The sequence below is a fragment of the Synechococcus sp. MIT2312 genome, from assembly GCF_059772315.1.
Window position 1 is genome coordinate 988,670 of sequence record NZ_CM186281.1, and the last position, 12,563, is coordinate 1,001,232.

Consider the following 12,563-nt stretch of genomic DNA (forward strand, 5'->3'; position numbering starts at 1 on the left):
ACCAAGAGGACATGAGCAAAAAGCATCTTTTGAACACAACTAAAAATTTGTCTTCGATTAACTCATTGCAATCTTTCGAGTCTTAATCAATAGCCCTTAAGATCACTTCTTGAGATTCTTGAAATTCTTGAAATCAGACAATTCCTCAGACACATTCGGAGGAATCACTTTAGAACAATAGGAAAGTGAAATTTCACTGATTTTGACGCCGAAATACTTAATCCACGCGTTATCACTAAACGTACTCTCAAAACCTTCAATCCTACCGTCATAACGATTTTTTAAAACCTGGACAACAGGAATCGTTGCTGCGCTGAGAGCTAACTTAAAGTCGATACTATTGCCTCGAAGAAAGCAAACTGTCAGCGCAGCCTGAAACAGCGAAGACTGCAACTCTTGCTGAGACATGGCTTTAACATTCCCTTGTGGCTGGGCAAACCCAAGCGGAGCTGTGGAAGACCACAGCAAAGGGATTGATAAAACAACTAAGGGGAGCGAAGAAATCTTATGTTTCAGCATTGCCAACTTGCCAAGAAAGCCAACTTTAAAAAAAAGGCAAAGGACCAGCCTGAATTGACATCAAATCCCCACAAAAGTGCCAATAAATGCAGTTCGATCACTTGTTGAATATTTCAGGATTAATGACTAGGCCATGGACCTCATCAACCAACCCTGGCAAACCGCGAGCCCAAGAGATTGAACGTATAGAGTCATTCTTCTGAAGGGCACTAACCATATCAGGCGAACAGATGACGACTGGTTCCCAAAATCATTAATGCTCAGCAACTCATATCAATTCAACCTAATCCTTCTTGAAAAGATCAGAAGTTGAGGTCAAGCAAGGAGTGACCAGCAGGAGGCCGGCCCTTCTCTCCTGGCGCAACCGGCATAGCCAATGAAGCATCAGTGTCTCCAAAACGCTTGGAAGACTCGCTGAAGTGGGTCTGCTCTGATGAAAGATCCAGTGGTTGCGCCGTTGATGCCAACACAGGTGAATTGGCCAGGGAACGTTGCAGAGGCTCAAGCGCTGATGCCGGCGGAATCAAGGCCAACGAGACAACAGGAATGACAAGACCAATCAAACGAGTCATAACCACAAACGAACAGCTGTCTTTGACTTAGCTACGGCCAGCGAAAAATGGCAACGCTCCCTCTTGCCATGTATCAAACCTGCGGTAACCAACGCCGCAACAGCGGCAAACTGAGGCCGATCACATTCGAATAACAGCCATCGAGACGCTCCACAAAGGAGCCTCCAAGGCCCTCCAGTGCAAAGCCCCCTGCACAGCGAAGCGGTTCACCACTGGCGACATACGCTGCGATCTCCTGATCGCTGAGATCAGCAAACATCACCCTGGTGGTCACACACTCAATCAGCGACTCTTGCGATGTCGCACCAAGACCTGATATCAGGCAGTGGCCCGTGTGCAGATCACCCCAGGCGCCACACATGCGTTGCCAACGTTGCACAGCCTGCGCGGGATCGGCTGGCTTTCCATACACCTCTCCAGCAAAGACAAACAACGAATCACATCCGAGCACGGCTGTGATGTCATCGTCTTGGAGCTTGCTGCGGACGGCCAGCGCCTTGGCCTGAGCCAGACGCCTGACCAGTGCGATCGGATCGGAATCTTGAATGGCCTCTTCATCGACACCGCTGATCTCGACGCGATGGGGAATGGCCGCCTGCTCGAGAAGACGACGTCTTGCCGGGGACGCTGAAGCCAGCAGCAACATGGGTATCTCAGTTAGCGGCGCTGAGAACGAGAATGGCATCGACAGCACGTCACGCGTGACTCTTCAGAACCCCAGCGAACTCACACGGCATGCAATGAGGCGAGCACGCCAGGCCGTGTGCTGCCTGCCGTTCCAACGCAGCTTTTACCGCAACGTGGAAGAAGCCGCCCTGAGCAGCAGCGAACTGGTGGCAAGACCAGACTGGCCTTCACAGACCAGGCGACGATTGAATGCCAGCGAGACAGAGGATCTGCTCATCTGGCTGATTCAACTGGGGGTTCTGCGGCGGGAGGTTGACGGCCAGGGCCTCACAGAACGGGTGCGTCTGACCCCTCTTGGCAGGGAGGTGCTGATCCCCTGGCCTGAAGCGATTCCTTCAGCAGGCATTGGCAGCCGTCTGGTGCACTGGTGTCGGCGACACCGCCCCCGCTGGTGAGTGAGCCAAGGATGACTGACACGCCACCAGAATTCATGCGAAGTCGAGCACAAATCACTGCAATGGCGCAGCGTGCGACTCTCGGCACAACGCTGTGACCAGAAGCTCCCGCCCCACCCCATTGATGGTGCTAGGCACCAGTAGTGGGGCAGGAAAGTCGCTGATGACAGCAGCACTCTGCAGAGTGCTGAAACGGCGTGGTGAAACACCGCTGCCCTTCAAAGGGCAGAACATGAGCAACAACGCCTGGGTTGATCAGAACGGCGGCGAAATGGCCTACTCACAGGCACTGCAGGCCTGGGCCGCCGGGCTGGAGCCGATGCATGCCATGAACCCGGTGCTGCTCAAACCGCAGGGCGATTCGACCAGCGAGGTGATTCACCTTGGGAGCTCCGCCGGCACCTGCAGGGCAGAGCACTACTACCGGGACTGGTTCGACTCCGGCTGGGCCGCCATCCGCCAGGGTCTCGAGGAACTGCAGGCCAATCATCCAGGCGGAAGGCTTGTGCTTGAAGGCGCTGGCAGCCCGGTCGAGGTCAACCTGCAGGCACGCGATCTCACCAACCTGCGTCTTGCCAAGTACTTGCAAGCCAATTGCCTGCTGGTTGCCGATATTGAACGCGGAGGCGTGTTCGCCCAGATCGTCGGCACTCTCCAGTTGATGAAACCTGATGAACGGCGACTAATCCGTGGGCTGCTGATCAATCGGTTCCGAGGCAGAAGAGAACTGTTCGATGAAGGTCGACGCTGGCTCGACACCAATACAGGCATCCCGGTTCTTGGAGTGATGCCATGGCTTAACGAGCTCTTCCCGCCTGAAGACTCCCTCGACCTGCTGGAGAGGAGAGGGCGCAAGCGCAGCGCTGAGCTGGAAATTGCCGTGGTGAAACTGCCCTCACTCAGCAACTTTTCTGATCTCGACCCCCTCGAGGCGGAGCCAACCGTTGAGCTGCGCTGGGTCGCACCGGGCGAAGCACTTGGGTCTCCAGATGCCGTCGTGATCCCGGGAAGTAAGCAGACCCTTCGCGATCTTGCTTCCCTGCGCAGCAGCGGACTGGACGCTGAACTGATCCGTTATGCCAAAAACGGCGGTGAGCTCTTCGGGATCTGTGGCGGCATGCAGATGCTGGGGGTGGAATTACACGATCCGGATGGACTGGAGGGCGAAGGGCCACCAGGACAATCCGGCAGCAACGTCGCCGGCCTTGGCCTGCTCCCTCTGCGAACCGTGTTCGGCGGCGATAAGGCACTGCATCAGCGGCAAGCTCTTGTGCTTTGGCCTGATCAGCAACCGCAGCTGAAGGTGGAGGGTTTCGAACTGCATCGGGGAACCAGCGAAGCCATCGAAGCCTGCGACGCCTTGAGCGCAGATCAAGGTCTGGGCTGGATCCGGGCGACCACCGCAGGAACCTATCTGCATGGCATCTTCGAGAACGGGCCCTGGCGACGACGCTGGCTGAACCGGCTTCGACGCAGGCGCGGACTGGCGGATCTCAGTGAGCAGCAACCGCACCACAGTCGTCAGAGAGACGCGCTGCTCGACCGCTTGGCTGATGCCTTCGAACAACATGTGAATCTGGAACCACTGCTGGACACATCCACGTGACCTCTGGGCACAAAAGGGTGGAAATCGTTTGGCCGGACGGTCAGCGCAGCGTCAGCTATAAGGGCGAAGACTGGTTGGCGGCAGCGCGGCAGGCCGGCGTGCATGTTCCCACTGGCTGCATGGGAGGCAGTTGCGGCGCCTGCGAGATCGATGTTGATGGCACCACAGTGAGGGCCTGCATCAGCAGCGTGCCTGCGTCAGCATCGGGCCAACTCAAGGTGGAGTTGGCCACCGACCCCTACTGGTGATCAATCCGCCACCAACCCCACCACGCAGCCTGCTGGTTGGCACTGCACGCGCCCTGCTGGCTGGAGCCGCGGGGGGAGCGCTGGCCGCTCTGGTGGTGAGTATCACGCTCATGCTTCAGACCTGGATCTGGGGTGCATCAGTCGCGCGAGGTTTGCCCGGCGATCGCTCCTTGCTGTGGTGTCTGACCTGGTCGGGAACAATCGGCATCGCTCTCAGCCTGCTGCAACGGCGACGTTCGGGCAGTGGACTACCGGAAATGTCGGAGACGCTCGCTGAACTACGGCAGCCGTATGGATTGAACACACATCACGGCCTCAGGCACGTGATCGGAGGCATGCTGGCCCTGGCCGGCGGGGGAACTCTCGGCCCGGAGGCGTTGATGACCCGGCTCGTCGCCATTGTCAGCCACGCCGTCTGGAAAGGCGCGGATCATGACCTGGTGGCTGCCGCAATGGCGGGATCTCTGGGGTTGTTCCGCTCACCCCTGGTGGGCGGCGCGGCCCTGGCCGGACGTCAGTGGCAGCTGATTTGGCGCTGGCTGCCCGGAACCCTTGGAGGATTGGCCGGTTTTGTGGCCTTTCATGGCTTGAGCGACCTGGGCGGAGGCATGCAAGGCGTGTCCTATGCCTGGCCCTCTGATCCCTCGCAACGCATCAGTGCATTGCTGGCGGCAATCCTCGCCGGCCTGGCGGGTTGGCTCACCGGGCAGTTCATCAAGCGCTGGCGGTACTGGCTCCAACAGTTGCGGCTACTCGAGCGCTTCTGGTGGATCCCGATCGGTACAGGTCTGCTGATTGGGCTCTGCCTCTGGGGACTACCACTGGCTGGCTTCTCGGGGGAGAACCAGTTGAAACCCCTCGTGCTGCAGGAATGGAGGCTGGAGACAAGCATCTTGGTGCTGTCAGCCCTGGCCAAATTACTGATGGTCGGACTGTGTCTTGAGACCGGTTGGAGAGGCGGTCAGTTTTTTCCGGTGATCCTCGCCAGCAGCGCACTGGGGATGGGACTGCACGAATGGATTCCCTGGATTGGCACCATCGACACCTGGAGTGCTGGTGTGGTCGGGGGGTGCCTTGCGGTGCTGCTCAATTCACCGCTGCTCGGACTCATGCTCGGCCTCACTCTGTTGCAGGGCCATGGAGCCGGAGCGCTGGTGATCGGCCTGCTGGTGGGTCTGATCCTGCAGCGGAGGCGCTAAGTGGGAATCCTGGCCGGATTGGTTGCAGCACTGGCATGGACCCTGGCGAGCAGTCTGTGGCGAAGTCTCTCCACCTCTCTCAGCGCGGTTCAACTCAACGGGCTGAAGAATCTGATCGCCTGCGCAGCATTGCTGCCGGTGCTGGTCACACTCCCCTGGAACGGAGAGGTGAAGAGCCTGATGCTGCTGCTGATCAGTGGTGGACTGGGAATTTCAATGGGAGACAGCTTTTATCTGGCCGCCCTGCGACGCCTCGGGACACGCAGAACACTCACATTGGAGTCACTCGCCCCCGTCGCAGCCGCAGCTGCAGGCTGGTTCGCCATGGGAGAACAGCTCTCTGTTCAGGGCTGGACTGGTGCACTGCTGGTCACGATCTCCGTGGCGTTGGTTGCCGTGCAGCAACCTCCTGACGCCACGCGACTGCTTGACCGAAGCCGCAGTGGTCAGGCGCAGGGCTTGGTGCTGGGCTTGCTGGCTGTGGTCTGTGGAGTGGCAGGCGCCGCCGTCTCGCGCATTGTTCTGATTAACAGTGAGCTGACACCTCTGCAGAGTGCTGCCTGCCGTCTGCTGGGTGGCCTGCTGCTGCTGCTGCCCTGGCTGCGGTTGGCAGCCAGATTTCCGCAACCACGACCGCGCACTGCGCGTTGGCCGCGGGTGCTGGCTGCAACAGTGCTGGGAACCGTTCTGGGAATCCTGCTGCAACAGGTTGTGCTGCAGAGGTTGCCTCTGGGCATCGGCATCACAGTGCTGAGCACGGCACCGGTGATGGCCCTGCTGGTGGCCCGTGCCGAGGGGGATCAGCTGAAACCGTCCGTGCTGTTGGCCTCAACACTGGCTGTAACAGGCGTTGGTCTGGCAGTGCTGAGTTGAGCGGGGAAGCGCTCAGCTGAACCAGCGCATTGACTAGCGTCGCTGCGGAGAGATTGATCGGCAATGACAGACACAGCCACCTATCTCGGAGCCAATGGCTGGCTGCTGACCATGTCTGGACTCAGGGTGCTGTTGGACCCATGGCTCAGTGGTCCATTGGTGTTTCCACCGGGTGCCTGGTTGCTGAAAGGTGAGATGCCAGAACTGATGCCCATTCCGGATCAGCTTGATTTGCTTCTGCTCACGCAGGGACTTCCAGATCATGCCCATCCGGAAACGCTGCAGACCCTGTCAAAACAGATTCCCGTGGTGGCATCGGCAGCTGCCGCGCGTGTGGTGCAGCGACTGGGGTTTGAGACCATCACCGAGCTTCGCCCAGGCGACACCACCACAATCGCTGGCCTGAAGATCCAGGCCACTGCAGGAGCTGCAGTCCCGGCAGTGGAGAACGGCTACCTGCTCGACTGGCCCGAGGGTTCCCTCTATCTCGAACCGCATGGTGTCTTGGATCCTGCGATTGATCAGCGCAGCGTCGACACCCTGATCACCCCGGTGGTGGATCTTGGCTTGCCGATGCTGGGAGCTTTCATCACAGGCGCTCGCGTGATGCCGGATCTGATCAGCCGTTTCCAGCCCAAGACCGTGCTGGCCAGCACCACGGGCGGCGATGTGAAATTCAGCGGGATGATCAGCAGTCTGCTGAACGCCGCTGACGCCTCGACAGATTGCGGCGATCTTCCCGAAGACTGCACACTGATTACACCCACCGTGGGGAGAGAGATCCCATTGCCATCAGGGTCGCGCTAAAGAAAGAGCAGCAGGGCCGATGGCATGGCGTTGGATCAGCTGCTGACGCAACTGGAGGTCAACACGCACGGACCGGGTTTCACCCCCCTGAACCGGCAACTGAATCAGTGCGTGCACCAAGCCGGTCTGATGACCGGGGTGATGCATCTCACCTGCCTGCACACCAGCTGCAGCCTCACCATCAATGAAAACGCCGATCCAAGGGTCCTGAAAGATCTGGAGGCCTGGATGAATGCCGTGGTGCCTCAGGACGGAGCTGGACCTGGCGGACCAGACGGCCGGCGTCGACGTTACCTGCACGACGACGAAGGTGATGACGACATGCCAGCCCATATCCGCACAGCACTCACCACCCAGACCATGAGTTTGAGTGTTGACAACGGCCGACTGCTCCTGGGCACATGGCAGGCGGTTTATCTCTGGGAGCATCGTTCATCCCCGCATCACCGACGACTTGCCTGTCATCTGATCGGACACATGGCAGACCCATCCAGCGATCGCGATCAGCTCTCGGCATCAGCCAGAAACACCACGGCAAACCTGCTGGCTCGCCGAAACGGCCAACGACTGAACGATGTCGTTCAAGCGCGCCACATCCCGGGGGCATGGGCTCAGGACGGTGGAATTGAGACAGACGTGGATCTGCTGATTGACCGGTTGCATGAGATCTCCGAACAACAGCAATGACACCGCTGTAATGACACCGCCGCAATGATCACGACACGATGAGCACGCAACCCCGAGCCAAGAGCACCAGTCGAGTGCTCTTGGCGGGCCTGATTGGCAACGTCATGGAGTGGTACGACTTCGCCCTCTACGGCTACTTCGCAACCACCATCGGCAGGGAGTTTTTCCCCTCCAGTGACCCAGCCTCCTCGATGATCGGAGCCTTCGGGGCCTTTGCCGCCGGATTTGTGGTGCGACCGCTTGGAGGGATGGTGTTCGGTCGCATCGGTGATCTGGCCGGACGGAAACGAGCGTTGCAACTGTCCGTGATGGTGATGGCCGTACCCACCGTCCTCATGGGTCTACTCCCCACGTATCAGCAGATCGGCATCGCCGCCCCGATTGCGGTAGTCCTGCTGCGCATTATTCAAGGCTTGTCAGTGGGAGGCGAATACACCAGCTCAGTGATTTTTCTCAGCGAAAACGCCCCGGACCGCCAGCGTGGTTTTTATGCGATCTGGGGGCTCTGGGGATCGGTGCTGGGCATGTTGATCGGCTCTGGATTCGGAGATCTGCTAGCCCACGCGCTCAACCCAGAGCAGCTGGGGAGCTGGGGATGGCGACTGCCATTTCTGCTGGGAGCACTTGTGGCCACCAGCGGCGTTGTGATCCGCAGAGGCATTGGTGCCGAGATCATCGAACCGCATGCGAAGTCGCCGATTCGCGAAACCTTTGGTCGCTATCGCCTGCAGGTCCTGCGTGTCATGGCGCTGAACATCGCGAGCAGCGTCGGCTATTACGCCGTGTTCGTCTACGCAGTGAGCTACATGGAAGACGTCGATCACCTCAGTACCGCAACATCCCTGAGCCTGAACACCGGCGTCCTGGCCGTGCTGCTGATGCTGTATCCGATTTCAGCCTGGCTTTCCGACCGTATCGGTCGCAAACCGATGCTGATCAGTGGATCATCACTGCTTTGCTTCGGTGCATGGCCGTTGTTCAACCTGATGCACAGCGGTGATCCTCAGCAAGTGATTTGGGGAGAACTCGGTCTCACGTTGGCTGTCGCTCTGCTTGCAGGCGGAAAAAACCCCGCAAACGTTGAACTCATGCCTGCCGCTGTTCGCTGCACCGGCCTGGCCGTGGCATTCAACATCGCGGAAGGTTATTTCGGCGGAACCACCCCCTTGGTTGCAACCTGGTTGATGGCACAGACCGCTAATCCAGTGTTGCCAGGGGCATGGGTCGCCTTCAGCGGACTGTGCACCCTGATCACGGCATGCGCCTTCACACGCGAAACCGCATTTCGTCCGCTGTCGCCTGAGACAGTTTGAAAACAGCTTGCTACAAGAAGGCAGAAGCCAATCTGCTGCCATGCATCCGGAAGGGGAAATCTGGCCTGTCCTGCTGATGGCAAGGAGTGTTGTGGTGACGTCGTTGATGCTCCCGGTCACCAGCGCAGGACGCTTCAACGTGGTGGGTGCGAGCTGATGTGTCTTCTTGCGGCGCTTGGACTAATCGCACCCCGCCTCATCTTGGTTTTGTTGTGGCTGTTCAGTCCTGAGGTTGTGCTTGGGCCCTTCACAGCTCTGGCAATCCCCAATCCGATCCTGCCGGTTCTAGGCCTTGTGTTTCTGCCGACCACGACACTTGGCGTGTGCTGGGCAACGATGTCGTTCGGAGGAGTGCAATCATTCAGTGGATTGCTGATTGTTCTGATCGGCCTGTTGATTGATGCAGGCCTAATTGGCAACGGCAGAGGCATCACCAGACGCTGAAGATCAGCTGTTCTGCTCATCATCCATCGAGCTGCGAACAAGATATTGCGTCAGCAGGAGAAGCGCTAAAAAACCCCCGGTCACAAGCAAAAGCAGCACACCAACAGATCAGGAACGTTGCTGCAAAAGCCTATTCAGGCGCCCGCGCATCCGATTGACCTGAGCACGCTCTTTCTCGCTTCGGTCGACCTGGCGAAATGACACGACAAAGACGGTTGTCGTGGAAGCGACTCCAAGAGCGAAGAGGCTCAGCATCAGGGGATCCAATGCTTCCATGGGGCGACAACGGAATCCTGGCAGAGGTTAAATGAAGCCAGTGCTGCCATGCCTGCCTCAAAACCAAATCAGGTTCAACAGAATGGCTGGAGTTGGCTTGGACCATGACCTCTGAACGCTCCCTCGACGGTCAGACCTTGAATCTGAAAGCGGCGAGCGATGCCAGAGTCGCTCAGAGAGTGGCGCAACACCTTCAAAGGCGGATCGAGGAAGATGACTGGCGCCCCTACAAATCCAAAGAGGACGCACTACGTGCCTGGACTCGACTCGGCGGCATACGCCTGCAAGTGATGCAGGCGCTCGGCCTGCTCAACGATCCAGACGCTGGATCACAGGGTGAGCGCTGACGGACAAAACGTGACAACCGCACCCCAGTGATGCCATGACAAGGACAGCTGCCGTTGCATGGCTTGAACTCAACACAGGTGCTGGTCCAACAACCCAAGGAAGACACTCTGATCGATGCCTTAAGAGGGTGCAGGAGCGTGACTGAGCTGAAAGCACTGGAGCAACGACTGGCAAGCACGGACTCGGTGCCACTCTTCGACTGGATCTGCGATCTGCTCGTGCAGCGACGAATATCCAGGGGGCTGGCGGCAAGGCTGTTAGGTCAGCTGCATAGCCAGTAATTGCAGCCCGTAGGCCGATCAGCAACGCAACAACGAACAAAGCAATCACGCGCTTGTGCTATTTGCAGTACCGAGCGGCAGGCAACGTTGCAAAAATAGATGAAGTTACGTAAACACCATGGCGGATCAGCAAACCGATAGCAAGACAGCAATGGAAGAGACCTTTGGAATGCAAACCTGGGTTGATGGCGAAACCTGGAATGGTCGACTGGCCATGATCGGCTTTGTCGTTGCCATCGCGATCGAAGTCTCAGCTGGACAGTCACTGCTTCCGCAAATCTGGTGAGCGTCGACGACGACAGGCCAGATCAAGCTTCCCGCTGAAACCAGGCACGGGCTGAAGAGCTTTGCTGGGGCGAATGTTCGGGATCCCCACCGGAAATCCACGACGTTTGCGGCAACCCTGAACAGCACTTCGGCTCAACAGAAACAACAAGAGTTCAAGCGACGCGATGCATCGACTGAACCTGTGGACTGGAATCAAAATCAGTTGCCCAAAAGCCGTTGAAAGAGCTGTAAGGACATGAACTATCGGCTCAAATCTTAGAGACCTCGAACAGGTCACGTCATCAAGGCGCTGCTTTCGAAAACATGCTCACCTCGAGCATCAAGATGGAACTTGAAGTGTGATCAACGGACTGACAACATATGGCGAAGAGATAGAATGATGAAAAAACAGAACAATGGAAAGCGAACTAAGCAAACATCTTGCAAAAATACTCCATTCATCTGAGGAATATTCCAGCGAAGAATGCAATGGCGGAGCCGTCATCGAACTTCTTTTTGATTTGCAGATCATGAATATCGAATCACTTGACGACTTCAAAAAAAGGCAGTCAGAAGAAGCTGTCAAAAACTTGATTCAGGAATACCTGGATCGGTAGACCCCGCGCTGACGATCAATGCGTTGCCACTAGCCCAATTCCCTGATCTTGCGAACGCGATCGATGGCCAAAGCAAATCAAGCCAGCCCAAATAGGCAGTACGAAAAGAAATCGTTGACCAAATTAAACTCCTATTTTAAAACAATCAGGATTAAACACAATCCGCAAACCAGCGACAATAGCCTACAAAAAATATTTTATACCAGCCGTAGACTAAGAAAAGATCTAGGACCTATCAAAGGCAAGCCCTATATCGATCTTTCATACAACCAAATGATCGCAGCACTCATGATGCCAAAATATTGGAATAGGCTCGAAGTCCAAAGCAGCGTGGAATTTCTGCTAGCTTCAATTCTTTTTGTAATTGGTTCAATTGGGGAGCTGCAACAACAATTGCCATTCAAGGCATTGTTCATGGCTGGATCAATCATGTTTTTACTCGGCGGTTTAACACAACTGTGGCAAACCATCAGAGCATGGCTGCGCTATCAAAATCATATCCTTGTTAACTTCAGCCTTGGACTCATTGGAGTCGTAACAGCAAAAGCCGGGACAATTTGTTTCAATGTGGACAGCACCAGCACTTGGCTCAATCTCAATCTGTTGACAGAAGTAAAGCTACTTCTAGGTCGAGACGCCTACCTGGCTGGTTCAATATTATTGTTAATTTCCGGAATTGCTCATTACGCTGAAATCGGTCATGGAAGACTTCTTTTTGTTGAACGACATCATTTAGCCTGGTGGGGATGTATGAGCTTTCTCGTTGGGTCCCTCTTATACTGCTTATCTGCACTACACGGCTTCGCAATTACAAAAATTTGGATATTTAATTTTTACAGCGAAAGAGATTCGATCATACTTTGCTTATCAGCTTCCATTGCCTTTACCCTGATGTCACTCTTATCACTCGCGGAATGTAGCGAGAATGATGTCAAAAACAATAATTTGACAGCCATAGGAAAATGACTCACAACAACAACAACAACGACTCAGTGAAAAATTTTGATTTTACATACTGGCGTGTTTGGGTCAACGAACAGGGAGCAAGTTGTCAATCCAAGCATTCATTTAAACAGCATCAACAATCTGTGTTCGCGAAAGGAGCCACACCGATTTGGAGTGCGATTCACTACAGCGGCCATGCAACCTTGGTCACACTCATTTTGATGCCAGGAGAACTGAAGGAGTGGCACGAAAACCCGAAACCTCAATGGATCATTCCATTACACGGACAGTGGGGCGTCGAAACAATGGATGGGGTCATTGTTGAAATGGGACCAGGAGAGATCAGTTTCGGAGGTGATCAAGGAACACGCAATCACCAAGGACACCGATCATGGGCAATCGGAGAAACCCCGGCTGAGCTGCTGTTGATTCAGGTGTCGGAACCACCACCTTGGAGTCCAAGCAACTGAACAGTTCGA

Annotated in this window: 18 protein-coding genes; 15 read left to right on the forward strand and 3 right to left on the reverse strand. The window is 56.2% G+C overall.

The window, feature by feature from the left end; all coding sequences use genetic code 11:
- Positions 1-102 precede the first annotated feature (102 nt).
- The 3 genes from AC6EI9_RS05855 to AC6EI9_RS05865 form a co-directional block, all read right to left on the reverse strand.
- Complete coding sequence (locus AC6EI9_RS05855; RefSeq protein WP_498469942.1) at positions 103-519, reverse strand: DUF8650 domain-containing protein; 417 nt, start codon at positions 517-519, stop codon at positions 103-105.
- Positions 520-821: 302 nt separating this feature from the next.
- Positions 822-1,091, reverse strand: a complete 270-nt coding sequence (locus tag AC6EI9_RS05860) for a hypothetical protein (protein WP_498469562.1) — start codon at positions 1,089-1,091, stop codon at positions 822-824.
- Between the two features lie 73 nt (positions 1,092-1,164).
- Positions 1,165-1,737 carry a nucleoside triphosphate pyrophosphatase gene (locus tag AC6EI9_RS05865; RefSeq protein WP_498469563.1) on the reverse strand — a complete coding sequence of 191 codons (573 nt, stop codon included), beginning with the start codon at positions 1,735-1,737 and terminating at the stop codon, positions 1,165-1,167.
- Here AC6EI9_RS05865 and AC6EI9_RS05870 point away from each other — a divergent pair.
- From AC6EI9_RS05870 to AC6EI9_RS05940, 15 genes are all read left to right on the forward strand, one after another.
- Complete coding sequence (locus AC6EI9_RS05870; RefSeq protein WP_498469564.1) at positions 1,736-2,173, forward strand: Npun_F0494 family protein; 438 nt, start codon at positions 1,736-1,738, stop codon at positions 2,171-2,173. The two genes, AC6EI9_RS05865 and AC6EI9_RS05870, sit on opposite strands and share 2 nt — an antisense overlap.
- A gap of 124 nt (positions 2,174-2,297) precedes the next feature.
- Positions 2,298-3,779 carry a cobyric acid synthase gene (locus tag AC6EI9_RS05875; protein WP_498469943.1) on the forward strand — a complete coding sequence of 494 codons (1,482 nt, stop codon included), beginning with the start codon at positions 2,298-2,300 and terminating at the stop codon, positions 3,777-3,779.
- A complete protein-coding gene (locus tag AC6EI9_RS05880) occupies positions 3,776-4,027 on the forward strand; it encodes a 2Fe-2S iron-sulfur cluster-binding protein (protein WP_067099100.1) in 252 nt (83 codons plus the stop codon). Before AC6EI9_RS05875 ends, AC6EI9_RS05880 begins: the two co-directional genes overlap by 4 nt.
- Positions 4,024-5,226, forward strand: coding sequence for a chloride channel protein (locus AC6EI9_RS05885; RefSeq protein WP_498469565.1), 1,203 nt, complete (start codon positions 4,024-4,026; stop codon positions 5,224-5,226). Before AC6EI9_RS05880 ends, AC6EI9_RS05885 begins: the two co-directional genes overlap by 4 nt.
- Positions 5,227-6,099, forward strand: a complete 873-nt coding sequence (locus AC6EI9_RS05890) for an EamA family transporter (protein ID WP_498469566.1) — start codon at positions 5,227-5,229, stop codon at positions 6,097-6,099.
- Positions 6,100-6,162: 63 nt separating this feature from the next.
- Entirely contained in the window at positions 6,163-6,906 is a 744-nt protein-coding gene (locus AC6EI9_RS05895; protein WP_498469567.1) for an MBL fold metallo-hydrolase, read from the forward strand.
- Positions 6,907-6,930: 24 nt separating this feature from the next.
- Entirely contained in the window at positions 6,931-7,593 is a 663-nt protein-coding gene (locus tag AC6EI9_RS05900) for a secondary thiamine-phosphate synthase enzyme YjbQ (RefSeq protein WP_498469568.1), read from the forward strand.
- Between the two features lie 38 nt (positions 7,594-7,631).
- On the forward strand, positions 7,632-8,906 hold the full coding sequence (locus AC6EI9_RS05905; protein ID WP_498469569.1) for an MFS transporter: 1,275 nt from the start codon (positions 7,632-7,634) through the stop codon (positions 8,904-8,906).
- Between the two features lie 156 nt (positions 8,907-9,062).
- Complete coding sequence (locus AC6EI9_RS05910) at positions 9,063-9,350, forward strand: hypothetical protein (protein WP_498469570.1); 288 nt, start codon at positions 9,063-9,065, stop codon at positions 9,348-9,350.
- 380 nt (positions 9,351-9,730) lie between these two features.
- Positions 9,731-9,973, forward strand: coding sequence for a hypothetical protein (locus AC6EI9_RS05915; RefSeq protein WP_498469571.1), 243 nt, complete (start codon positions 9,731-9,733; stop codon positions 9,971-9,973).
- A 63-nt stretch (positions 9,974-10,036) separates the two neighbouring features.
- Positions 10,037-10,255, forward strand: a complete 219-nt coding sequence (locus AC6EI9_RS05920) for a hypothetical protein (RefSeq protein ID WP_498469572.1) — start codon at positions 10,037-10,039, stop codon at positions 10,253-10,255.
- Positions 10,256-10,373: 118 nt separating this feature from the next.
- Positions 10,374-10,541, forward strand: a complete 168-nt coding sequence (locus AC6EI9_RS05925) for a high light inducible protein (RefSeq protein ID WP_498469573.1) — start codon at positions 10,374-10,376, stop codon at positions 10,539-10,541.
- A 397-nt stretch (positions 10,542-10,938) separates the two neighbouring features.
- Positions 10,939-11,139, forward strand: a complete 201-nt coding sequence (locus AC6EI9_RS05930) for a hypothetical protein (RefSeq protein WP_498469574.1) — start codon at positions 10,939-10,941, stop codon at positions 11,137-11,139.
- Between the two features lie 63 nt (positions 11,140-11,202).
- Positions 11,203-12,105: a hypothetical protein gene (locus AC6EI9_RS05935; protein WP_498469575.1), complete on the forward strand. Its 903-nt coding sequence runs from the start codon at positions 11,203-11,205 to the stop codon at positions 12,103-12,105.
- Positions 12,102-12,554 (forward strand): cupin domain-containing protein, encoded by a 453-nt coding sequence (locus AC6EI9_RS05940; RefSeq protein WP_498469576.1) that lies wholly within the window; start codon positions 12,102-12,104, stop codon positions 12,552-12,554. The genes AC6EI9_RS05935 and AC6EI9_RS05940 overlap by 4 nt, the downstream gene beginning before the upstream one ends.
- Positions 12,555-12,563: the final 9 nt, after the last annotated feature.